General features: G+C 59.2%; 16 protein-coding genes. 11 read left to right on the forward strand and 5 right to left on the reverse strand.

Translation table 11 applies throughout. The features are described from left to right. The first annotated feature begins 208 nt into the window (after positions 1-208). Together BGE01nite_RS18245 and BGE01nite_RS18250 are read left to right on the forward strand one after the other, a co-directional pair. Positions 209-1,120 (forward strand): RluA family pseudouridine synthase, encoded by a 912-nt coding sequence (locus BGE01nite_RS18245; RefSeq protein WP_146852277.1) that lies wholly within the window; start codon positions 209-211, stop codon positions 1,118-1,120. Between the two features lie 129 nt (positions 1,121-1,249). Continuing rightward, positions 1,250-2,230, forward strand: coding sequence for a permease (locus BGE01nite_RS18250; protein ID WP_146852279.1), 981 nt, complete (start codon positions 1,250-1,252; stop codon positions 2,228-2,230). Between the two features lie 45 nt (positions 2,231-2,275). Here BGE01nite_RS18250 and BGE01nite_RS29720 read toward each other — a convergent pair whose 3' ends face one another. Next, complete coding sequence (locus BGE01nite_RS29720; protein ID WP_218033032.1) at positions 2,276-2,767, reverse strand: hypothetical protein; 492 nt, start codon at positions 2,765-2,767, stop codon at positions 2,276-2,278. Positions 2,768-2,863: 96 nt separating this feature from the next. On the opposite strand from BGE01nite_RS29720, the gene BGE01nite_RS18260 reads away from it, so the two are divergent. The 3 genes from BGE01nite_RS18260 (at position 2,864) to BGE01nite_RS18270 (ending at position 10,210) form a co-directional block, all read left to right on the forward strand. Beyond that, a complete protein-coding gene (locus tag BGE01nite_RS18260) occupies positions 2,864-3,577 on the forward strand; it encodes a TIGR03943 family putative permease subunit (protein ID WP_146852283.1) in 714 nt (237 codons plus the stop codon). A 265-nt stretch (positions 3,578-3,842) separates the two neighbouring features. Further along, a complete protein-coding gene (locus BGE01nite_RS18265) occupies positions 3,843-4,715 on the forward strand; it encodes a tetratricopeptide repeat protein (protein WP_146852285.1) in 873 nt (290 codons plus the stop codon). After that, the gene (locus tag BGE01nite_RS18270) at positions 4,712-10,210 is read left to right on the forward strand and encodes an Ig-like domain-containing protein (protein WP_146852287.1); all 5,499 of its coding nucleotides are present in this window, start codon (positions 4,712-4,714) and stop codon (positions 10,208-10,210) included. The genes BGE01nite_RS18265 and BGE01nite_RS18270 overlap by 4 nt, the downstream gene beginning before the upstream one ends. A gap of 69 nt (positions 10,211-10,279) precedes the next feature. On the opposite strand, the gene cysS is transcribed toward BGE01nite_RS18270, so the two are convergent. Further along, on the reverse strand, positions 10,280-11,692 hold the full coding sequence (gene cysS / locus BGE01nite_RS18275; RefSeq protein ID WP_146852289.1) for a cysteine--tRNA ligase: 1,413 nt from the start codon (positions 11,690-11,692) through the stop codon (positions 10,280-10,282). A 119-nt stretch (positions 11,693-11,811) separates the two neighbouring features. Here cysS and BGE01nite_RS18280 point away from each other — a divergent pair, with 119 nt between their 5' ends. The 3 genes from BGE01nite_RS18280 (at position 11,812) to BGE01nite_RS18290 (ending at position 14,513) form a co-directional block, all read left to right on the forward strand. Beyond that, a complete protein-coding gene (locus BGE01nite_RS18280) occupies positions 11,812-12,531 on the forward strand; it encodes a 3-keto-disaccharide hydrolase (RefSeq protein ID WP_146852291.1) in 720 nt (239 codons plus the stop codon). 73 nt (positions 12,532-12,604) lie between these two features. Further along, positions 12,605-13,315: a hypothetical protein gene (locus BGE01nite_RS18285; RefSeq protein WP_174770054.1), complete on the forward strand. Its 711-nt coding sequence runs from the start codon at positions 12,605-12,607 to the stop codon at positions 13,313-13,315. 70 nt (positions 13,316-13,385) lie between these two features. Next, positions 13,386-14,513: a tetratricopeptide repeat protein gene (locus tag BGE01nite_RS18290; RefSeq protein WP_146852293.1), complete on the forward strand. Its 1,128-nt coding sequence runs from the start codon at positions 13,386-13,388 to the stop codon at positions 14,511-14,513. A 77-nt stretch (positions 14,514-14,590) separates the two neighbouring features. Here BGE01nite_RS18290 and BGE01nite_RS18295 read toward each other — a convergent pair whose 3' ends face one another. From BGE01nite_RS18295 to BGE01nite_RS18305, 3 genes are all read right to left on the reverse strand, one after another. Beyond that, a complete protein-coding gene (locus BGE01nite_RS18295; RefSeq protein WP_146852295.1) occupies positions 14,591-17,089 on the reverse strand; it encodes a CehA/McbA family metallohydrolase in 2,499 nt (832 codons plus the stop codon). Between the two features lie 110 nt (positions 17,090-17,199). Then, the gene (locus BGE01nite_RS18300) at positions 17,200-17,754 is read right to left on the reverse strand and encodes a helix-turn-helix domain-containing protein (RefSeq protein ID WP_146852297.1); all 555 of its coding nucleotides are present in this window, start codon (positions 17,752-17,754) and stop codon (positions 17,200-17,202) included. A gap of 68 nt (positions 17,755-17,822) precedes the next feature. After that, entirely contained in the window at positions 17,823-18,857 is a 1,035-nt protein-coding gene (locus BGE01nite_RS18305; RefSeq protein WP_146852299.1) for an alkaline phosphatase family protein, read from the reverse strand. An 82-nt stretch (positions 18,858-18,939) separates the two neighbouring features. On the opposite strand from BGE01nite_RS18305, the gene phnA reads away from it, so the two are divergent. Genes phnA through BGE01nite_RS18320 form a run of 3 tightly spaced genes read left to right on the forward strand, consistent with a single transcriptional unit; the run spans position 18,940 to position 22,471 of the window. Further along, positions 18,940-20,166, forward strand: a complete 1,227-nt coding sequence (gene phnA, locus BGE01nite_RS18310) for a phosphonoacetate hydrolase (RefSeq protein ID WP_146852301.1) — start codon at positions 18,940-18,942, stop codon at positions 20,164-20,166. 5 nt (positions 20,167-20,171) lie between these two features. Next, the gene (locus tag BGE01nite_RS18315; protein WP_146852303.1) at positions 20,172-21,449 is read left to right on the forward strand and encodes an MFS transporter; all 1,278 of its coding nucleotides are present in this window, start codon (positions 20,172-20,174) and stop codon (positions 21,447-21,449) included. Next, on the forward strand, positions 21,446-22,471 hold the full coding sequence (locus BGE01nite_RS18320) for a zinc-binding dehydrogenase (protein WP_146852304.1): 1,026 nt from the start codon (positions 21,446-21,448) through the stop codon (positions 22,469-22,471). Before BGE01nite_RS18315 ends, BGE01nite_RS18320 begins: the two co-directional genes overlap by 4 nt. Positions 22,472-22,475: the final 4 nt, after the last annotated feature.

Here is a 22,475-nt window from a genome sequence, read left to right on the forward strand (position 1 = left end):
TTCAGGGACGGGATACACTCGGGAAGGGTAAAAAAGAGAGGATGTCTGGAGTTTCTAGAGGAAGGAACGGGCCAAGGTGAAGAGGAAAAAAGCGTTGATTTTGGAGTCAGGTGTGGGCTTTTGACTCATCTGTGGCGTTTTTGTTCACGCTTGTCGTATGCCAGAAATTACAGATTGCTAAATTAATTCGAAAATCGACTTTCAAACTGTGGAATGGACCCTCTCTGATGCCGCCGAAGCCGGCTCCCGACTCGACAAACACCTTGCTGGCCGCTTTTCCGACCTCTCCCGGGCTCGGGTGCAGGACCTGATCAAGGACGGCCATGTGAGCCTGAACGGCCGCCCAGCGAAGGCCAGCGCCACCCTAAAGCTGGGGGACCAGCTCACCATGACCATCCCCGAGGCTGTTCCCGTGGAGGTGGTGGCCCAGGACATTCCCCTGGACGTGCTTTTTGAGGATAGTGACATCCTGGTGCTGAACAAGGCCCCCGGCTTGGTCGTCCACCCCGCCGCTGGAAACCCGGATGGCACCCTGGTAAATGCCCTCCTCCATCATTGTGACGACCTCAGCGGCATCGGCGGGGAGATGCGCCCCGGGATTGTGCACCGTCTCGACAAGGATACCTCTGGCTGCATGGTCGTGGCGAAGAACGACATCGCCCACCGTCGCCTCACTGAGGCCTTCGCGGAGCGTCGCTTGAGCAAAATCTACCTCGCCGCCATCAACGGCCTGCCGAAAGAGCAGGGGGGGCGCGTGCAAAACATGATCGGCCGTCACCCCGTGGACCGCAAACGCATGGCCATCCTCTATGACGGGGCAGGGAAGGAGGCTGTGACCGAATGGGAGCAAGTCGCCACTTATAAAGGCAGCGCCCTCATCCGCTGCAAGCTCCTCACCGGCCGCACTCATCAGATCCGCGTGCACATGCGGGAGAGCCTCGGCCACCCCATCCTCGGGGACCCGATCTATGGTAATCCCAAGCGCCAGATCGTCCCCGTGACCCGCCTCATGCTCCACGCCTGGAAGCTCAGCTTTCATCACCCGATCCATGATCAGCCCATGAATTTCGAGGCCCAGGTGCCGGAGGAGTTCAAGCCGTGGGTGGCAGGGATGCAGTAAAGAAAGAGGCCGGTGACGATACCTTGACTTGCACAGGCCGTTTGCTTGCGGCTTCCCTGCTTCATATCGGCTCAGGTGTTCTTTCCCGCTTGAAGCGGCACCCTCGTCACGTTTAAGACCAGATCCCCCATGTTTTTTGTCGCCCAGCCAGAGCCCAGCCGTCTTGGAGATGTCTTGATGGCATTCCTCAGCATCGTTTTTGAAGGTGCCCCTTACATCCTCGTGGGCACCGTCCTTTCGGGCCTGATCGCCGCCTTTTTAGACTCGCGGTTGCTGGACAAGGTGCTGCCGAAAAACGGCGTGCTCTCCACTCTCGTGGCCGGGGTGCTGGGGCTGGTGTTTCCGGTCTGTGAGTGTGCTGTGGTGCCGGTGATCAAGCGTCTGGTGCAGAAGGGCCTGCCGGTCTCCTGTGCGGTGACCTACATGCTGGCTGCGCCGATCATGAACCCGATCGTGGCCATCAGCACGCTCACGGCGTTCAAGGAGTTCCAGAAGGTCACAGGCTGGGAAACTCTGGGAAATGCCACCATGACCATCTCCCGCCTTTCGCTGGGTTATGCTGTGGCGGTGATCGTGGGCCTCATCGTGCTTCGCTTCCGGCCTGATCAGATCTTGAAACCCAAGGTGGTGGAAGGCATCGCCAAGGCGAATCCGGATGCCGGGCATGCGCACGCTCCAGCCTCCAGCTTCAATGCCAAGCTGGTGCATGCCATGCGCGCTGCCATGGGAGATTTCCTGGACACGACGATGTACTTCACCATCGGCGTCATCATCACCTCGGTCTTCAACACCCAGGTCGACCAGTCCATCCTGAACACCGTCGCTTCGAACGAATGGCTGGCTTTGCCGTCTATCATGGGGCTGGCCGTCGTATTGTCCCTGTGCAGCACCTCGGATGCCTTCATCGCCGCGCCCATGGCAGTCTTCTCCATGGCGGCGAAACTGGCCTTCCTGGTCTTCGGCCCGATGATGGATATCAAGCTGCTGTTTATGTATTCGGGCGTGTTCAAGCGCCGCGTTGTTCTCGCTCTCCTGATCGGTCTGTTCTTCCTCATCGGCGTTCTCTCCGAGCCGTGGATGATGATGATCCAAAAGCTGGCTGCCAAGTAAGTCCCCGCCCGCTGCTCCCGGTTCACCGTTTTCTTCCTCTTTGCTCTAAGCCCTCAGCTCTTCGCTTCTATGTCCGGAACTCGCACCACCATCCACTTCATCGGCGTCCTGATCATGCTGATCTGGAGCGCCGTGCTCCTCTATTTCCACATCAGCGGCCGTGTGAACGCCTATCTGCCGCCGGACGGCATTTTCCGCCAGATGGTGCTCATCGCCGGCATTGGCATGGGCGTAGTGGGGCTCTTCAATCTCTTCACCACCCAGGCAGATGACGGCGGTTGTTCCAGCCATGATTGTGATCACGATCATGGTCACGGGCATGATGATCATCACCACCACGACCATGGGCACAGTCATAAAGAGGGCTGCTGCGGCCATGATCACAATCACGATCATGGGCATGCAAAGGGGCACGTGCACACGAAGGATTGCGGACATGATCATGGTCACGACCATGACCACTCGCACAAGGATTGCGGCCACGATCACGGTCATAAGCACGATCATGAAGGCTGCTGCGACCACGATCACGACCATGGTCACGCACACTCTCATCAGCACGCACATTCTCATGACCATGGTCACGGCATCCTTGAGGAAAGCGCCTGGCCGGGACGCATTGCCGCCATCTTGATGCTTATCGCTCCGCTGACCTGGGCCGCCTTTAAAAGCCCGGATCGCTATAGCGGCAACGCGGTGGTGAACAAGGGGCTCTACAACCCCAATTACGAAGACAAGACCAACGCGGAGAAGTTTGCCCTGCGTCCTGTGGACAAATCGGCGCCTGCGGCTGCCACTGCCGCCGTGAAGACGGAGCGTGCTGCGCCGAACCCAACTCCGATGCCGGACTCGGCACCGCCTCCACCGGCCCAGTTCAAGGATGCGGACAAGGTCGCCAAGGCTGCGCCTGCACCTCCAGACAAGGCACAGAGCTTCGGTAGCTTCACCCTGGAAGACTTGAAGAAGCAGGTGCCGCAAAACAAGAATGGCGACTTCGTTCTCGAAGTGCCTGAGATCTACTACACCGGCGGCGATCTGGAAGTGCAGAAGGTCATCACCGGCCAGTCGGTGGAAACCACGGCCCAGGTGCTGCCTGAGAAGGTGAATAATGCGGATGGCCATCGCCTCCGCATCTTCCGCCTCATGGTGCAGTGCTGTGCTGCGGATGCGCGTCCTTATTCCATCCCCGTCGACTTCGGCAAGAAGGCTCCTGAGTTCAAGGAGATGAGCTGGGTGAAGGTGGTCGGCAAGATGTCCTACAAGAAAGAGGGCGACCAGGTCGTGCCGATTATTGAAGCCACCAGCATCGAAGAAACACCCGCTCCGGCGGATGCGATGATCTATTGATTCATCACGAGGGCATGTTCTTGGTTTCCTGAAAGGAGCCAGGAGGCTCCGAGTGTCTGGCAACGAAGAACCATGAACAACGAACCGTGAACGGTTCGGTTCGAGGTGAATTCTTTGTCACACTTTGCGACATGGTGGTCGTGGGTGACGCTACAGGCCTGTAAAATCAAGGCTTCCAGCGTCATGACATGATTTGTGACGGCCGCGTCACTGTCGGAATCGTTGCTTGGGATTCGAGTCTGGCAGCGCTTTGGGCGCGGCGTTCATGCGACGTCTCGCGTTCATTCTCACCCTCATGCTGCCGCTTTCCCAGGCCTCAGGCCATGGGGCTTATCATGATGAGTTGCTGCGCATCGGTCATGAGCTGGAAACGAAACCGGAAGACAGTTCGCTATACCGCCAGCGGGCTGTGTTGCACATGGGGCACGAAGACTGGCAGGCAGCGTTGGTGGATCTGGAGCGGGTAGATCGTCTGCAACCTGACGCATCTGACACGAATGGTTTGCGCGGTCAGGCGCTGAATCTCGCCAAGCAGTGGGCGGCAGCACAGGCTGTGCTCTCGCAGCATCTCACCCTTCATCCGGATGATGGTGATGCCTTGTTTCAACGCGGACGTGCGCGCCGGCATCTCGATGACAAGCAAGCGGCAGTCACTGACTACCGTGCAGCCTTTGAAAAGGAAGGGGCCCGACAGACCGAGCAGGTGAGCGAGATCGCCGAGGTCATCGCAGAGCAGGATGGTGCAGATGAGGCCGCGTTTTTCCTGGAGCAAGTGTTGGTCAAGGCAGGCAATGAGCCGGGTCTGCTCCAGCAGGTGATCGATCTGTATCTCCGCAGTGGTCAGGTCGAGCCTGCCTTGCGTCACCTTGAATCACTTCAGCGTGTGATGCCGAGGCCTGAGCCCATCATGGCGCGGCGCGCTCAGATTCTATCAGAGGCAGGGCGTCAGGCTGAGGCCAGGGAGGCTTGGACGTCTTTGCGAACTCATCTGCTGGCACTGCCCAATCTCGACCGAGGCACCGCGGCCATGAGCCAGCTCCTCCAGCAGGCAGATCAGGCCCTGGGCGTGACCACCCTCGCGCCGGTCAGCGCGCCTCCTGCCGCACCTGCACCCTCTCCCTCACTCCCGAAACCATGAAGCTCCCATCCTTCTTCACTGCCTCGTTACTCTTATGCCTGCCGACGCTCACCCTTGCCCAAACGACTGAGTTTGGAACACTGAGCGTGGTGCAGAACGATGGGGGTGATGCCACCACTTCCGTGACGGTGACGAAGCTGGCCGGGAGTTCACCGAACTTCGCCGTGCGCAGTGGCAGCACGAAGGGCGACTTTAACATCACTCTGGGATACACGAACGACTACAACACGGGTGTGCTCATCAGCTCCGTGGCGCAGAACGGACGCAACAACAATGCCACGGGGGACACGATCGGCCAGTTTTACGCAACCAGTGCCGTTCAACTCGACAGCACCACGACGCCTAACCGGTTTTATATTCCGGTGACCAATTGCTCCAGCGCTGCTGAGGAGGTGAACATCAACGTCGCCGCGGCGCATTTCCCCTACACGCAATGGATGGGGGGACTGGGACGTAACAGCGCGGCGACGAACGGTGGTGTCACGAACACCTTCATCGGTTCGGCAGGCATCACACTGGGCACGCAGTTCACCACGACGGGCAGTGGTTCGTGGGGGCTGAATCTCACGTCCGTCAATGCCGCTTACACCGCGCAAAACGGCATTCTGCTTGTCAGTCACGTGAAGGATGAGGACAACTTCGCGCTCTCCAAGGCCAACGCTGATGGCAGCTTCACCCTGTATGTGCGTGACAACTACGCGGACGGCAGCACTCTGGAGCAGGACCCGATCGCCTTCGTGTATCTGCCTGCGGCGGATGTGGGCACGAAACGTCTGAAGGCACTGGGCCGTGTGAACAGCAATGCCACCACGGATGTCAGCGGCGGTACCTTCACAGTGACTAAAGGCAGCACAGGGCAGTGGCACCTGAGCATTCCTGGCCAGAGTAATGCCACTGGCACTCTCATCATCAGTCATGAGGGCGGCGGCACGAACAACTCCGACAACATCATCTCTTATCAATGGGACGCGGGGAACTCGCGCTGGACCATTGAGAGCCGTGACATCCCGACCTCAGGGCTGGCCGCTTTGCAGGACGGTTCCGCTGGCACGGATGACATGTTCAGCTTCGCCTTCTTTGAGGCTCCTGGCGCGCCTGTGGTGTCCATCACCAGCCCAACCAACAATGCCACCATCTACACCGGCACGGCCTTCACGGTGGATGCCACAGCCACAGATGCGGACGGCACGATCACACAAGTGGAGTTCCTTCGGAATGGCGCCGTCATCGGCACGGACACCACAGCTCCATTCAGCGTCGCTGAAACTGCTCCCTCCGTCGGCGCTTATGCCTACACCGCTCGTGCCACAGACAACAGCGGCATCAGCACCACCAGCGCCGCTGTGAACGTCACGGTCACCTTGGATCCAGGCAACATCCCGTCTAACACCGCGCTCTACTTTGACGGCGTGAATGACTATGTGACCATGGGCACGGCCCTCGAGCTCGGTGTGGGCGGGCCTCCTTCCAATGGGATGACGCTGGAGTGCTGGTTTCGCAAGGAAGGCGCGGGTGTGACCTCATCCTCTGGCAATGGCGGCGTGACGGCCGTGCCTCTGTTTGGCAAAGGTCGCGGTGAGGCGGAGAACAGCAATGTGGACTGCGACTACTTCTTTGGTATCACCACCGCTGGCATCCTGGTGGCTGACTTTGAAACCTATCCGGCCACAGGTTTGACCGCCGGTCAGAACTACCCCATCACCGCCACGAACACACCGATCACCAATGGCGTGTGGAACCATGTCGCGGTGACCTATGATGGTCCGACAGCGACTTGGAAGATGTATCTCAATGGAGTCCAGGTCGGCTCCGCCACTGCGGCCGCAGGCGCCCTGCCTCGCTACGATAGCATCCAGCATTTCGGTATCGGTGCCGCCATGACTTCCACCGGCGCGCGTGAAGGTGCTTTCGCGGGCACGATTGATGAAGTGCGTGTCTGGAACTATGCACGCAGTGGTGAGGAAGTCGCCGCGACCAAACATCTGGCCATTGCCACCGCTCCCGGCCTCGTCGGGCGTTTCGGTTTGAACGAAGGTACGGGCACGACCACAAGCAGCAGTGCCGGTGTGACCGTGGGTTCCCTGACCAATGGACCGCTGTGGACCGTGGGTGGGCCTCTGACAACGAATGAAGCTCCGACGGTGGCTCTCACGGCTCCTGCAAATGGCAGCAGCATCGCGGCTCCTGCTACAGTCACAATGACGGCCAATGCCAGTGACACGGATGGCTCGATCACAAAGGTGGAGTTCTTCGTCAATGGCACGGAAGTCGGTGAGGACGACACCGCACCCTACAGTTTCCAAGTGACCGGTCTCGCCCAGGCGGACTACACGCTGACCGCGAAGGCCACGGATAACTTCGGTCTGAGTGTCACCAGCGCTGCTGTCACGCTGCATGTCACGCTGCATGTCACGCCGCCGCTCACCACACCTCCGACAGTCTCCATCACCGCGCCGGCAAACAACAGCACCTTCCTGGCTCCGGCGATGGTCAACATAACCGCCGATGCCGGGGACAACGATGGCACCGTGACCAAGGTGGAGTTCTTTAATGGAGCCACCAAACTCGGCGAAGACACTTCAGCGCCCTATGCCTTTGCATGGGGTAACGTGCCGGTCGGGAACTACGCGCTTACGGCCAAGGCCACGGATGACATGACCGCCACCACGACATCCTCTGCCGTCGCTGTGCAGGTCGTGGTGAACCAGTCGCCATCCATCACGCTGACTTCACCAGCGGATGCTGCGACAGGCATTGGCGCTGGTGGCACGGTGACTCTAAATGCCTCCGTCTCGGATCCTGAAGGCCAGCCGCTCACGGTGACCTTCTATGGCCGTGAGAAGTCTCCGGCTGCAGGTCCGGATTTCACGCTGATGACACTGCCTGACACGCAGTTCTATTCTGAGAACCTCAACAATCGTCTTACTCAGTTCACCAGCCAGACGAACTGGATTGTCTCCAGCCGCGAAAGTCTGAACACAGCCTTCGTGGCGCACATGGGTGACATGGTGAACACGGCCACCGTGGATCAGGAGTGGGTGAATGCCGATGGTGCGATGGACATCATTGAGAACCCGGTGACCACCATGCTCACCCACGGCATTCCCTGGGGCGGTGCTCCCGGAAACCATGACGTGCAAAGCGGTGGCAACGTGAAGTGGAACCAATACTTTGGCACCTCACGCTGGAACGGCCGCCCCTATTTCCTGGGCAACTACGGCACGAACAACGACAACAACTATCAGTTCTTCAGCGCCAGCGGGCTTGATTTCATCGTCATCAATCTGGTCTACAATGCGAACACTGCCGGCACACAGGCGGTCATGGATTGGGCGGATGCCTTGTTGAAGGCTTATCCGAACCGTCGCGCCATCGTGACCAGCCACTGGCTCGTGAATACCGGCAATCCGGCCTCCTGGGGAGGTCATGGCCAGGCAGTGTATGACAACCTGAAGGACAACCCGAATCTGTTCATGATGCTGTGCGGCCATGTGCATGGCGAAGGCCAGCGCGCGGATACTTTTGAAGGCCGCACCGTCTACACCATCCTGCAGGATTATCAGGGACGTTCCGGTGCTCCCGGTGGCCTTGGCGGAGGTGATGCCTGGCTGCGCTACTACACTTTCTCGCCCGCGAACAACATGATCTATGCGAAGACCTATCGCACCACCGCGGACACTTATGAGACAGACACCGACAGCCAGTTTACTCTGCCTTATGACATGAGTGATGCCAGCGGCCCCTGGGTGGCGCTGGGCACAGTGAGCGCCACGGGCGGTGCGGCCACGCTGAACTGGACGGGTGTCCAAGGCTCAAGCGAGTACGAATGGTATGCTGCGGTGAGTGATGGGAGCAACGCCACAGGCAGCACTTCACGCATCTTCACCACGGCGGGGAACACCGCGCCAAGCGTGAGTCTCACCTCGCCTGCGGAAGGCGCGAGCATCGCGCTTCCAGCGCCAATAAGCTTCGCTGCAAATGCGACGGATCCAGGCGGAAGCATCAGCAAGGTCGAGTTCTATGCAGGAGCCACAAAAGTGGGCGAAGACGACACTGCTCCCTATGCTTTTGGCTGGACCGCCGTCTCTGGCAGCTATGCGCTGACTGCAGTGGCGATCGACAACCAAGGCGCAAGCACGACCTCGGCAGTGGTGAATGTGACCGTCACCAATCCGTCGAACGTGCCACCGACTGTGAGCATCACCTCGCCTTCTCATGGATTCACGACCGAGGACACCAGCCTAACCATCAATGCCACGGCTGGCGATGTGGACGGCTTCGTGACCAAGGTGCAGTTCTATCGTGGTGTCACGCTGCTGGGGGAGGACACGACCGCACCTTATTCCTTCAATTGGACGAACCCGGCGGTGGGCTCTTATAGCCTGACCGCCGTGGCAGTGGACAACGACACAGCATCCACGACATCATCCGTGGTTAGCGTCACCTTCACACCTCCGGGCAACTTCACCGGTGCCTACTCGCAAGACTTCAATGCCATGGGCTCTGCCGGCACAGCGCTTCCTGGAACCTGGAGCGTGAAGAATGCCGCGAGCACCACCAGCAACACCACCTGGGCTTCCAGCGTGTCCGCGAGTGATGTGGCAGCCATGACCAACGTCACCGCTGCTCTGACTGTGATCACGGCGCCGGCAGCGAACAACCTCAATGGTTACAATGCCGCTGACCTGGTGCCAGACACTGCGAATCGTGTGCTGGCCAGCGCACCCACCACCGTGGCTGGCATGGCCTTCCAGTTGCTGCTGACCAATGGCACGGGAGGTTCGATCGACGCCCTGAAGATCAGCTATGACACACTGCGCTACACGGTGGCTGGCGCTGCGAATGAGCTGCCGGGCTACTGGCTTTTCTACAGCCTGGACAACGGCACGACCTGGACGAATGCCAGTGCCTTCAATCCTACCATCACCACGGTCCCGAACACGGTGGGTACCACCGTCACGCCGCAAACCACGCTCGTGCTGAACGGCAACTGGAATGACGGCGCGCCACTGCTGCTGCGCTGGGTGGATGACAATGCGAGCCAAAGCTCCCCGGACCAAGTCGTCGGCCTCGACAACGTCAGCATCGTGCGCACGTACGCGGACACCGATGGTGACGGCATTCCGAATGCCTGGGAGGTCGCGAACGGCACGAATCCAAATGGTCATGATGCGGCTGGCAACGATGATTACGATGAGCATGATGCGTATACGGAGTTCCTCTTTGGCCTGAATCCGAATGCACCGGACCGCTATGAGTGGACCAGCACACCACAACCTGGAATAGGGCACGTCTCCGTGCAGTTCCCGACACTGCCCGGACGTTTGTACCGTATCCGCTGGAGTGATGACCTGAGCACCTGGCAGAATGCCACGGTCTGGATCGCGGGTGATGGAACCACCAAGTCCTTCCTGGATGATGGCAGCGCCACGGGCACACCGCCTTCCGCAGACGGCACCCGGTTCTATAGAGTCGAGGTTGTGCCTAACTTTTAATGAAATAAATGGATCGGGCGGAGGTGAGATGGTCTCGCCTCCGCCCGATGTCGTTTGGCAGGTGCTCCCCTATTTGGGGATCACCGTATAACCTTCTTTGCTGTCCTTGATGATCCAGCCGAGGGCTTCGAGCTCCTTGCGCAGGGCATCCGAGGCAGCCCAGTCTTTGGATTGCTTGGCCTGCCAGCGTTTTTCAGCGAGCTCGGCGATGTCAGCGGGGACCTCGACCGACCCTTCCTCGATCAGCGGTGGCAGCTTCACACCGATGGCTTCGAGCATGAAATGCAGTCCGCGATGAGCTGCGATAGCTTCGTCGGCAGAGATGGTGGCGGGCTTGGTCTTGTTGATCGTGCCAAAGATGGCGCCGAGGGCACCGGGCACATTCAGATCGTGGTTCAGCGTCTCCCAGGCATCCGTGAAGGGGCCTGGAGCGAGATCTGCGCGGGCCGGGACTGCAGGGCAGCCGCGATCTTGAAGAGCCTTGTCAAACTTCGCCAGTTTCTGCAGCGCCTGACGAGCCGAATCCAGGGAGTGCACAGTGAAGCTTAGCGGTGCGCTGTAGTGGCCGCTGATGAGCACATAGCGAACTTCAGAAGGATGATAGCCGCGTTTCTGCAGATCCTCGATCGTGTAGAGGTTGCCGAGACTTTTGCTCATCTTGCCGCCGTCCACCATGAGATGGGTCACGTGGAACCAGTGATGAGCAAATTTGCCGTGCGTGGAGCAGCAGCTCTGTGCGATCTCATTTTCATGATGCGGGAAGATGAGGTCAATGCCCCCGCTGTGGACGTCAAACTCCTCGCCGAGATACTCCAGGGCCATGGCACTGCACTCAAGGTGCCAGCCGGGCCGGCCTTCGCCCCAGGGGCTGGGCCAGTAGTTCGGGCCATCCTCAGCGCGGCGTGCCTTCCAGAGCGCGAAGTCAGCCAGGGAGTCCTTCGTGTATTCGTCGCTGTCCATGGCACCTGCCGAGGTCGAGGCACCGAGCTTCAGTTCACGATCTTCCAGATGTGAAAGGCGGCCGTAGTCGGCATAGGAGGACACTTTGAAATACACGCTGCCATCTGGAGCCGCATAGGCATGACCGCGCTGGATCAGCGTCTCGATCATGCGGATCTGATGCGGGATGTGCTCCACGGCGCTCGGCTCCACATGCGGAGGCAGGAGATTCAAAGCAGCACAGTCCGCGTGGAATTTTTCAGTCCAGAAGCGGGTGAAGTCGGTCAGGGACTGGCCGGCCTTCTGGGAGTCGCGGATGGTTTTGTCATCCACATCGGTGAGGTTTCGCACATGCAGGGTGGGCAGGCCGCCCATCTCGAGGACTCGGCGGAACACGTCCTGCGCCACGAAGGTGCGGAAGTTGCCGATGTGGGCAGGACCATAGACCGTGGGGCCGCAGCAGTAAAAGCGCAGGGTTTTGCCGTCCAGGGGCTGGATCGGGTGGGACTCGCGGGTGAGGGTATCGTGCAGGGTCAGGGCCATGAAGGGGCGCACTCTGCCGGGGGATGAGCCATGAGCAAGCGCGGCCTGATGTCCCAGTCTCTCTCCAATCCGATAGACAAAACCTGGGTGGCGCGTTAGAACCGGCCCAATTACCGACCATGAAACCCTTCCGCACCCTCGCTCTCCTCGCCGCCCTGACCCTGCCAGCCTTCGCCGCTGACGAAGTCACCATCTTCAACGGCACTGATCTCACCGGCTGGGAAGGGAACAAGGACCTGTGGAGCGTGCAGGATGGCACCATCACGGGCATCACCCCTCCAGACCCTGCCAATCCTGAAAAAGGCATCATCAAGCACAACACCTTCCTCGTCTGGAAAGCTGGCAAGGTGAGTGATTTCGAACTGACCTTCCAGTACCGCATCGAGAAGGGAAACTCCGGCGTGCAGTATCGCAGCAAGGAACTGGCCCCCGGCGAGTTCGGTCCCATCATCACCGGCTATCAGGCCGACTTTGAAGCTGGCGACAAATACAGCGGCATCCTCTACGAAGAGCGCGGCCGTGGCATCCTGGCCCTGCGCGGTGAGAAGACCACCATCAAGCCTGGTGCTGACGGCAAGAAGCCCGTCGTGGAGAAAGCCGGCACCACCGGTGACAGCGCCGCCATCCAGGCCAGCATCAAGAAGGAAGACTGGAACGAGTACAAGATCGTGGCCAAGGGCAACCACGTGCAGCATTTCATCAATGGCATGCAGACCATCGACGTGACGGATGAAGACGCTGCCAATGCACCGAAGGAAGGTCTGCTGGCCCTCCAGATCCATCAGGGCCCGCCGATGAAAGTTCAGTTCAAAAATTTCAAGCTCGTCCCGCTGAAGTAAGATCTCTCTGACGAAAGCACCTCCGGCACGTTCTTTGCTGCTTCCATCCATGCCCCCAATGCGTACTCGCTTCATGAAAAGTCTGCTGTCTGTCCTCCTGCTCTGGAGCGCCTCCGCCGCGCTCGCTGATACCACCGAGTACATTGTGTGCTCGGGCGGTCCGGCCCTGAGAAAGTGGGAGGACCTGCGCCAGAGCTCCATGCAGCATGACCGCTGGTGGGGAAACTTTGTGCGCACGGCGCGCGTGCGCATGCAGGAACTCCAGAAGCAGCAGCCTCCGGGTACCATCATCACCTGGCTGGTCTACCGGGACGCTTATCTCCGCCGTGCCAGTGAGGATCATGATGCGCTCACCGCGCATTGCGAATCCGTGCGTGACACCTACAAAATCAACCTTGTATGGTTCCGCACGGGGGATGATGTGATCAATTACATCAACCAGGGCGGCGGCCAGGTTTCGCGCAGGAGTGCCAAGATCAGCGGCTTCGAATACTTCGGTCATTCAAACAAGTTCTGCTTCCTCTTTGACTACAGCAGCGATGTCTACGCCAGCTCCACAGCTTGGCTTCATGAGGCTGAGCTCTCCCGGATCAATCGTGGCGCCTTCACCCGCAACGCCTATTGCCAGAGCTGGGGCTGTCACACGGGAGAAAGCATGAGCAAGGCCTGGAAGAAGGCCACCGGGGTGCCCATGGTGGGGGCCGTCGGGAAGACAGACTACTCCTTCATGCACCTGCGAAACTGGTCCGTGGCGCTGGGAGACGGGGCACGCTGGACCCGATAAAATGCCAGTTTTGAGCCTTTAGGTTCGTTCCAGCGTCTCACCATTCTCTTCAAAGACGTACTCTCCTCCTATGATCCGCCTGTCTTACGCTGCTTTCCTTGCCACCATGCTGGCACTCTGCGTGCCATCTTCCCAAGCCCAGAGCCAGGCTCCGAAGCGAGGTCCGGCCGCAGCTGATCTCGACACCTGGGCGGAGCGTGGTGACGCTGACGCTCAGTTCGAGCTCGGCCTCCGCTACCTCACCGGCGAGGGCATGAAGAAGGACGAGAAGGTCGGCAAGGAGTGGATGGAAAAAGCCGCGAACCAAAAGCATCTGCGTGCGCAGTTTGTCATGGGTTCTCTCTACGCGGATGGCGTGGGCGTGAAGAAGGACGAGGCCAAGGCAGTCGAGTGGTATCGTAAAGCCGCCGAGAACGGTTTCGCTCCAGCCCAGTTTGCCACGGCCATGGCGTATGATCTCGGGCAGGGCATCAAGCAGGATCCCGCAAAAGCCACGGAGTGGCTGGAGAAGGCTGCTGAGCAAAATCATCCTCAGGCCCAGACAGCTCTCGCCTCCAAGTATGAGCGCGGTGTCGGCACTCAGAAGAATGTCTCCAAGGCAGCTCTCTACTATCTCAAAGCGGCGCAGCAGGACTTCGTGCAGGCCATGAGCCGCCTGGCCAACCTCTACTACACGGGCAATGGCGTTCCTCTCGATTACCGCCGGGCCGGTGCCTGGTATCAGCGTGCGGCGAAGAGTGAAGATCCCTGGGCGGCGAACAACCTCGCCTGGTTCCTGGCCACCTGCCCGGATGAGTCTCTGCAGAATGGTGAGCAGGCCGTGCTGCATGCCTCCCGTGCTCTGCGCATGATGGATGAGTCTGGCGAGGATCAGCGCTACGAGATGATCGACACCAAGGCTGCCTGTCTGGCCCGCAACGGCGAGTTCCTGGAGGCCATTCTCTGGCAGAAACGCTCGCTGGCCCTTCTGGCGGAAGACAAGGACATCACCGAAGATGAGCGCAAGCAGCTCAAGAACGAGTTTGATGGTCGTTTGAAGCTTTATCAACAGGAGAGCCCCTACAACGAGCCCGAGCCCAAGTCTGACGTGGAAGCCGCCCCTTTGCCGCAGGACACCATCCTTCAGGACGAAGGCATTCCCGGCAGTGACTCCAAGCCCAAGAAGAAAAAGGGCAGCGGCAAGGGCACCGTGGTTTGAGTTGAGACCCTGGTTTAAAAAAAAATGAGGCAGCGAGCGCACGGCCCGCTGCCTCGGAATTGACTGGCCCTAGAGTTTTACTTCTTCTCTGAAAGCGCTCTGACCTTGTCAGGAGTCATGCCCATGGCAGGGAGGTCATAACCAAGAGTATCGCCATTCGGTTTGAAGCCGCTGCCATCCGCATCCACATAGATGGGGTTGTTGTAGGCGCAGGGGCGCATCTTGGCGTAGTCGCTGGTGCCGAAGCATGTTTTTGAGTCGCCGTCTTCATCAATGGCCACCACGATGAGGTGGGCATCATGCTGGATCGGCACATGGATTGTCTGGTCAAACTTCACGACACCGTCCTGGAACATCTTGGGATGAGCGGCGCGTGTGAAGTTCAGCTTTTCATCAGCGCGGCTGTTTACCAGCACCTGCACGCGGTCGATGTCCATCCAGTCCGTGCACTGCACACGCACCTTGAGGTCGATGCCACCGAGGGCGCGGTCGTCATCACCGGCGATCTTGCCATTCTGCGTGGTGACTTCAAGGAAGGGGCCGGTGCTGAGAATGAGATTACCCTTCTTCACGCGCGGGCCAATCTCCGCCCAGTCGATCTTCGCCGGCTCATCGGTACTGCTGGGGATGTAGCCGCGCCAGCAGCCCACCCCATTGCCATAAACGCTATGCGCATCAGCCACGCCGACAGCGGTCACGCGCAGACCTTGGTTCAAAAGCTGGCGCCAGATGAATTCGCGCACGGGATTGGCCTTCATCGCGAGGCTGCCCTTTGGGCGGTTAAGCTTGAAGGGCGCATCTGCGAGGATGTCAGTGCCTGGACCGTTTTCTGTTTCGCTGCCATCGATCATGGCACCCACGCCGACAAAGCCGCCGTCCTCGATGCCATCCCCATCGCGGTCGATGAACATGTTGGAGAGATCAGGATGGTTGAACTGGATCCAGCGGTCTGCGCGCTCGCCCTGCCAGCGGCGGAGCGTGAGAGCCGTGATGCGCGGGTCATCATTCCAAACCGGTGCGCCGCCATCTTGAAGGAAGGGTTCAGGCTCGAACGGGAAGGCATTGAAATGCTGGCGGCTGCCGGTGAGCTCCATGCCTTTCACGGTCTTGATGTAGGGATCGAGACCGAGTGACTTGATGATCGGTTCCCAGTCATACAAACGGTTATGCTCAGAGGTGGGAGCGAACTCGATATGCTCCACGGCGAGGTTGATCAGGCGCCCATCAGTATCGCAGACGTTGTCACCGCTCGGAGTGCTGTGGTTGTGGAAGTCACTGCTGATCCATCCTTTGGTGTCCACAAGGCGCTTGAGGGTGCCTTTAAAAACATACTCCTGCTGATTCGCCAAGGTGACTTCCTGGGACAGATGACTGTACTCCGGACCACGAACCACGACGACACGGTATCTCCCCGCTGGAAGCTGCTGGGTGAAGTGCCCATTCTCGCTGTGATACTGGTCCACACAGCCGTGAGCGCGCCATTTGGGTCCCAGGTCCAGCTTGGCAGCTTTCTCATCCAACGGTTCAAAGTGTGCCTTACAGGGAAGGGGCTTGCCGTCCTCTCCCGTGATCTCAAAACGAATGCGTGAAGCTGGGTTGAGCACAAGTTTAGGAGCCGTGAAACCAGCCTCTGTCACGGTCAGCGGCAATGGTACGCTGCCACGGCCGAGATCCTCAACTGGCAGTTCAACAGGGCCAAGCGGCAGCTTGAGTGTGTAGAAGCCTTTGGTGTCGGTATAACCAGGGATGGTCTTTTCACCGTCCGGAACAAGGATGGTTGTCGTTGTCACCGGCTCGGTTTTACCATCGATGATCTGACCTCTGATCAAGCCGACCTTGGTGCCTTTGGCGGCACGAACCTCGCCCACTGCCTCGGCCGGAGAAATGCCGACGGCAAAGAAGCGCTCGATCACGACCTCCTGCTTTGGAGCCATCTCGATGGTCTCCTCCAGTTTCTCAATGCCGGTGAGCTTCAGGCCGCTGACGGCATAACCACATTTGTGGGCAGGATTGATCGCGTCCACCCAGAAGATGCCGTCAGAAGTCATGCCGGTGTTGTCAAAGCGGGTGAAGTCACTCTTCGTGTTCACCTTCTGTGGCTTGTCCGTTTCATTGCGCAGCGTGGTGGTGATGAAGATGCCCTGCACACCGTCTTTGACCCGGTACTCATGGCGCTTGAAGACACCTTCATTTTTTCCGGCTGTGGTCACAGACTCCACGATGGCTTCACTGGCATCCTTCGATGGCACGATTTTCACATACGACACCTCGCCATGACCACAGGGGCCGTAACAGACAAGCTGGTCGTTGTTGGCACCACGCAGAGTCAGATCATAGAGGCAGCCTGGTGACACGCCATCGGGTCCGTAGAAGGTGCTCATGTTTGCGCGGCGCAGTGGAGCGTTCTGGGAGACCAGTGCTTCGACCTTGTCACTGCGCAGCACGAAGTCGCCGCGGATGCCATCGGCTTCCTTGCCTTTGGGGAGTTCTGTTTCGCGGCCCAGGGAGGCCTCGAAGACTTCGGCACCCCATGCTGGCGCACAGGAAAGTAGAAGGAGAGGGAGGAGTGATTTCATGGTGTGGAGTTGGGGGGAGTGTCTGAGACCGCTACGGGGTCGCACAGGGTGATTTTCCAAAGGATCACGAATGGATGACGATATCGTCACTCGCAGATCCATCGTGATGATCAGCCCTCCAGGAACACGCACATGACCTGGGCGGCTTTCTTATGAGGGTTGTGCAGCCGGTGCGGAGTGTCGGCATCGAAGTAGAGAGAGTCGCCCTCTTCGAGGCGGAAGGTTTCTTTGCCATATTCCAGCGTGACCTTGCCACCCAGCACGATGAGAAATTCCTCCCCCTCATGGGGTCGTGACACGCTGCGGCCTCCCCCCGCGGGGATATCGAGGATGAAGGGACTCATGCGGCGGTTTGCACGCCCGGTGGTCAGAGTGTGGTAGATGATGTCCGAGTTCTGCGGATCACGCTGGATGGCCTTGCGATCCTTCTTCTTGGTCAGCACGATCTGTGGCTTGGAGTCGAGTCCCTCTAGGAGAGTCGCCAGTGATACTCGCAGCGCCTCAGCCACGCGCGCCAGGGCTGGCAGGGAAGGGGTGATGCGGAAGTTCTCCACCTTGGATAACCAACTGCGTGTTTGCCCGGCGGCCACGGCCACCTCTTCCAGGCTCATGTCGAGATCAAGGCGGCGCTGTTTGATGCGTTGGGAGAGCTCGACAAGGTTCATGCGGGAAAGGAGGTGGGTCAGAAGCTGATGTTTACGCCGGCTGGCTTGAGCGACGGGTGCCGCTCAGTTCAGTGATCGTCCACTTTCAAAGGCGCGCTTTCGAGTCCCCACTCAGCCTTGATCGGCACCTGGAGATAGTCCAGAACGGTGGGTGTCACAAGACTCTGGAAGACCCGGCCTTCACGTTCCTCAGCCGGCTTGAAACCCGGCCCTCTGAAGAAGCCAAAAATGCTGCGCTCCTCAGGCGACTGGCCTCCGTGACCTTTCTTGAGTCCGCCGTGGTCAGTGCTCACGATGATCAACCAGGATTCTTCCTTCGCCTGCGGACGCTTCTCGATCGCTGCGATGACCTCTCCCATGTATTGGTCCAGCTTTTCCAACGTGCTCAGATACTGTGGAGTGTCCGCTGAGAAGCCGAACTGATGCCCGGCATGGTCCACATCCAGGAAGTGCAGGAATAGCACATCAGGATTCTGCATCTGCAGGCAGCGGATGGCTTCCTGGGTCACCTTGGCATCATTCAGCTTCCGCTGCTTGCCGCTGTCGGTGACGATCTCGTGCGGCACGACGGTGACATCATTAGCCAGATGTTCACCACTGCCTGCTATGAGGATGGTGTTCACCTCGGGCCAGGTGTCTCCGACGATCGAGCCGAGCCAGGCCTGGGGCTTGGCATCACGGATGTAGCGAAAGAGATGTGGATGATCCTTGAAGTTGCCAGCTGAGAACTTCTCACCGTTTCCCAGCACGCTGTGCTTGCTGGCAAACACGCCCGTGAGCAGAGTGCTCCAACCCGGACCACTGATCGTCGGCTGGTTGAGCCTGCCGATCGGCTGCCCCCCGGCCTCCATGTTCCAGAAGGCATGTCCCTCAGACGAGATCCGGGCCAGTGTGGGTGCCTTGCCGCTCTGAATCACCTGCGCCATCACATCACGCCGGCAGCCATCGATGCCCATGATCAGCACGCGCCGCCCTTGAAAGTCATTGGTCTTTCCCGGGCCCTCCGCATTTGCTTCCCCGATGCCGAAAGCGGCCAGGGTAAGGAGTGACAAGGCGTGGCAGAGAATGCGGTGCTTCGACAGTGGCAGGGGTGCGGTAGTCATGGCGTGCGATGAAGGGGTGTTTCTTGATTGTCACAAATGTTGACTTGCAGGCAACATATTCTTTTGCCAAAAATGTGTCGCCATGTTCACCGTCAATCATCGCACCTACAATCCGCCCGCCCAACCTGTCGTCGTCATCTGTCTGGATGGCTCGGCGGATGAATACCTCGACTGCGCCATCGCCCGTGGCCGCATGCCGAATCTCCTCAAGATGAGCCAGGATGGCTGGCGCGGCTTTGCTCGCGCTGCCATGCCGACCTTCACCAACGTGAACAACAGCAGCATTGTCACCGGCGTGCCGCCTTCAGTTCACGGCATCGGCGGAAACTTCTTCTTCGACACCGCGAGTGGTGAGGAAGTGATGATGAACTCATCCAAGTTCCTGCGCGCTGAAACGATCTTCCCTCATGCCCAGCGCTCCGGGCGCAAGGTGGCGGTAGTCACCGCCAAAGAGAAGCTGCGTGACATCTTTGCCAGCGGCCTCATCAGTGAAGGTGGCATTGCTTTCTCATCCGAGAAAGCCAGGCATGCGGTGGTGGAGACACATGGCATTGGCGATGTCGAAGAACTTGTTGGGCCGACGCCTGAGATCTACAGTGGCGATGCAAGTCTCTATGTTTTGAAAGCCGGTGTGGCTCTGATGAAGGCGGGGCGTGCCGACTTCCTCTATTTGAGCACCACAGACTACATGCAGCACAAGCACGCTCCAGAGGAGGCCGAAGCGCTGGATTTCTATGCGGCGATTGATGCGGAGATCGGTCGCTTGCTCGCACTTGGTGCCGTCATTGGCATCACGGCGGATCATGGCATGAATGCCAAGCAGCGTGCGGATGGAACGCCGAACGTGATTTATCTCGAGACTGAACTTGTGAGCACTTTTGGCGAAGGCTTTCGCGTCATCCTGCCCATCACCGACCCGTATGTGGCGCATCACGGTGCCTTGGGTTCCTTTGCCCAGGTGCATCTGCCTGCGGGCATGGATGCTGTGAAGGTTCGTGACTGGTTGCTCAAGCGCACAGGCATCACGGAGTGTCATGAGCGCGCCACGGCGGCTCTCTTGATGGAACTTCCGGAAGATCGCATGGGGGATCTGGTGGTCTCCAGTGCGCGCAATGTGGTGCTGGGCCGCACTCCGGCATACCATGATCTTGCCGCTCTTGCTGGGGCCTTGCGCAGTCACGGCGGCCGTTATGAGGAGATGGTTCCACTCGTCTTTAGCTCTCCTCTCAATGAAGCCTATGCGGTGCGTGCCTCGGGTGACGTGCGGAACTTCGACATCTTTGAGATCACCTGCAACGGCACTCGCTGACCTGCATGCCCGACTCGCCACACAGCGATCCTGCTTTTCTCCGTACTCGTCGCACAGTGCTGGGGTCGGTGATGTTTTGCTATCTCTTCTACTACACCGGCAGGCAGACTTTTGGTTTTGCCATCCCGGGCATCGAGAAGGAGTTCGGCCTGGATAAGCAGACGGTGGGCTGGATCAGCACGGCGATGCTCTGGGCCTATGCCTGCGGACAAATGATCAATGGCAACCTCGGTGATAAATTTGGTGGTCGCCGCATGATGTGCCTTGGAGCTGTGGTTTCTTTTGTACTGAACTGGATCACCAGTTTTGGGGTCGGATTCAAATCACTTTTCACTGCCTGGGGTTTGAACGGTCTGGCTCAGAGCATGGGCTTTGCGCCTGGCAGCCGCCTGGTGTCGAACTGGTTCAGTGCGCGTGAGCGTGGTCGAGCCTTTGGCTTGTACATCCTGGCTGCCGGCCTGTCTTCGGTGCTGTCTTACATCACATCGCTGTTGGTGCTGGATGTGCTGCATCTGAACTGGCGCTGGATCTTCCGCCTCCCGGTGTTCTTGATGCTGCTCGGTGGATTGATTGTCTGGCAAGTGGCACGTGATCGACCCAGCGCGGCAGGCTTCGCGGATCTGAAAGACGAGAGCGATGACGGGAAGGAGACTGCGAATGCTGCGACCGAAACTGCGTGGCAGCGCTATGCGGTGGCCTTGCAGAATGGCCGGCTGTTGCTCGCTGGCCTTGCCATCGGTTTCCAGAACACCGTGCGCTATGGGCTGCTCATCTGGGTGCCTGTATATTTCCTCGGCAAAGACTTCAAAGACGCCTCTCTTGGCAAGTGGATCAGCATTGCCCTGCCTGTGGGCATGGCGCTCGGCGCGGTCACAAGCGGTTGGATCTCGGACCGGTTCTGCAACTCGCGGCGGAGTGGTGTCATTGCTTCCTTCATGGTGCTGGCTGCCGTGGCTGCGATGGGAATGTATCTCCTGCCTCCGGGGCACTTGCTCGGCCTGCCGGTGTTGTTTCTGGCGGGCTTTTTCGCTTATGGCCCGCAGTCCGCTTTCTGGGCTTTTGCTCCGGATCTGCTCGGTCGTGCCAGAGCAGGGACCGCCGTCGGCGTGATGAACTTCTTCGCGTATGCGATGGCTGGCCTGGGCGAGCCGTTCATCGGCTGGATGATCCAGCACAATCCTTTTGCCGCTGCGCCTGCGGCTGAAAATGTGGCGCTCGTCTTTCCTGTGGTGGCTGTTGCCGCCCTTTGCAGTGCAGCTCTTGCCCTTTTGATCCGCCGATGAAATCCTCCGCACGCATCCAGCTTTTCCAGGGGCCCAGCATGCCCTTTGAGATGGCCTTCGCATCGCTGCCAGATGAATTGAGAGCGGGGGAGGTACTGGTGCAGATCTCACTCGCGACCATTTGCGGCTCTGACTTGCATACCACAGAGGGGCGACGTTCGGCCCCAGTGCCCTGTGTGCTCGGCCACGAGGCAGTGGGGCATGTGGTCAGCAGTTCACGCGAGGGTGTTGCTATCGGTCAGCGTGTGACTTGGACACTCGCAGACTCCTGCGGTCACTGCGCCCCGTGCACCAGCTGGCATCTGCCCCAGAAGTGCGAGCATCTTTTCAAGTATGGCCATGCCGCACTGAGCGATGGCAGTGGACTCAATGGTTGTTATGCCAGCCACATCGTGTTGCGCCCAGGAACCGAGATCATGACCGTGCCTGCGGCACTTCCGGATTGCATTGCTGCTCCCGCGAACTGTGCACTCGCAACCATTGTGAATGCGCTCGAAACCTTGCCTGATCCCTACCATAGCGCACTAGTGCAGGGCGGGGGACTGCTTGGCATCTATGCCTGTGCCTGGCTGAAGCATCGTGGCGTACAGGAGGTCTACTGCACGGATCTCAGCCCTCAACGGCTTGCGCTGGTGGCGGAGTTTGGCGGCATTCCAGTGATGCCTGGGGAGAGGATGCCGCAGGTGGATCTGGTGCTTGAGGTCACGGGAAGCTCAGCCGTGATTCCTGATGGCGTGAAGGCCCTGCGCCCTGGTGGTCATTATGTCTGGGCAGGCATGGTCCATCCGGAGACAAAACTCGATCTGACGGGTGAGGCTGTACTGCGCAAGTGCCTGACCTTGCGTGGCGTGCATAACTATGCCCCTGAGCATCTCAAGGCGGGGCTCGACTTCCTCGCGGCCAATCATACTCAACTCCCCTTTGAGAAGCTCACAAGCCCGGCCCTCTCCTTGGAGAAGCTCAATGAAGGCTTCGAACTGACCCGCAGCCGCCAGTGGCAGCGTGTGGCCATCCAACCCTGATCTC

This window comes from Prosthecobacter gellanilyticus (assembly GCF_007992435.1).
Lineage (GTDB): Bacteria > Verrucomicrobiota > Verrucomicrobiia > Verrucomicrobiales > Verrucomicrobiaceae > Prosthecobacter > Prosthecobacter gellanilyticus.

Excerpts from the sequence above, each read along its gene's own strand:
- BGE01nite_RS18250 (WP_146852279.1), top strand. The coding sequence starts at position 1,250 with ATGTTTTTTGTCGCCCAGCCAGAGCCCAGCCGTCTTGGAGATGTCTTG.
- BGE01nite_RS29720 (WP_218033032.1), bottom strand. The coding sequence starts at position 2,767 with ATGGTCGTGATCGTGGTCGCAGCAGCCTTCATGATCGTGCTTATGACC.
- BGE01nite_RS18260 (WP_146852283.1), top strand. The coding sequence starts at position 2,864 with ATGCTTATCGCTCCGCTGACCTGGGCCGCCTTTAAAAGCCCGGATCGC.
- BGE01nite_RS18265 (WP_146852285.1), top strand. The coding sequence starts at position 3,843 with ATGCGACGTCTCGCGTTCATTCTCACCCTCATGCTGCCGCTTTCCCAG.
- BGE01nite_RS18270 (WP_146852287.1), top strand. The coding sequence starts at position 4,712 with ATGAAGCTCCCATCCTTCTTCACTGCCTCGTTACTCTTATGCCTGCCG.
- cysS (WP_146852289.1), bottom strand. The coding sequence starts at position 11,692 with ATGGCCCTGACCCTGCACGATACCCTCACCCGCGAGTCCCACCCGATC.
- BGE01nite_RS18280 (WP_146852291.1), top strand. The coding sequence starts at position 11,812 with ATGAAACCCTTCCGCACCCTCGCTCTCCTCGCCGCCCTGACCCTGCCA.
- BGE01nite_RS18285 (WP_174770054.1), top strand. The coding sequence starts at position 12,605 with ATGAAAAGTCTGCTGTCTGTCCTCCTGCTCTGGAGCGCCTCCGCCGCG.
- BGE01nite_RS18290 (WP_146852293.1), top strand. The coding sequence starts at position 13,386 with ATGATCCGCCTGTCTTACGCTGCTTTCCTTGCCACCATGCTGGCACTC.
- BGE01nite_RS18295 (WP_146852295.1), bottom strand. The coding sequence starts at position 17,089 with ATGAAATCACTCCTCCCTCTCCTTCTACTTTCCTGTGCGCCAGCATGG.
- BGE01nite_RS18300 (WP_146852297.1), bottom strand. The coding sequence starts at position 17,754 with ATGAACCTTGTCGAGCTCTCCCAACGCATCAAACAGCGCCGCCTTGAT.
- BGE01nite_RS18305 (WP_146852299.1), bottom strand. The coding sequence starts at position 18,857 with ATGACTACCGCACCCCTGCCACTGTCGAAGCACCGCATTCTCTGCCAC.
- phnA (WP_146852301.1), top strand. The coding sequence starts at position 18,940 with ATGTTCACCGTCAATCATCGCACCTACAATCCGCCCGCCCAACCTGTC.
- BGE01nite_RS18315 (WP_146852303.1), top strand. The coding sequence starts at position 20,172 with ATGCCCGACTCGCCACACAGCGATCCTGCTTTTCTCCGTACTCGTCGC.
- BGE01nite_RS18320 (WP_146852304.1), top strand. The coding sequence starts at position 21,446 with ATGAAATCCTCCGCACGCATCCAGCTTTTCCAGGGGCCCAGCATGCCC.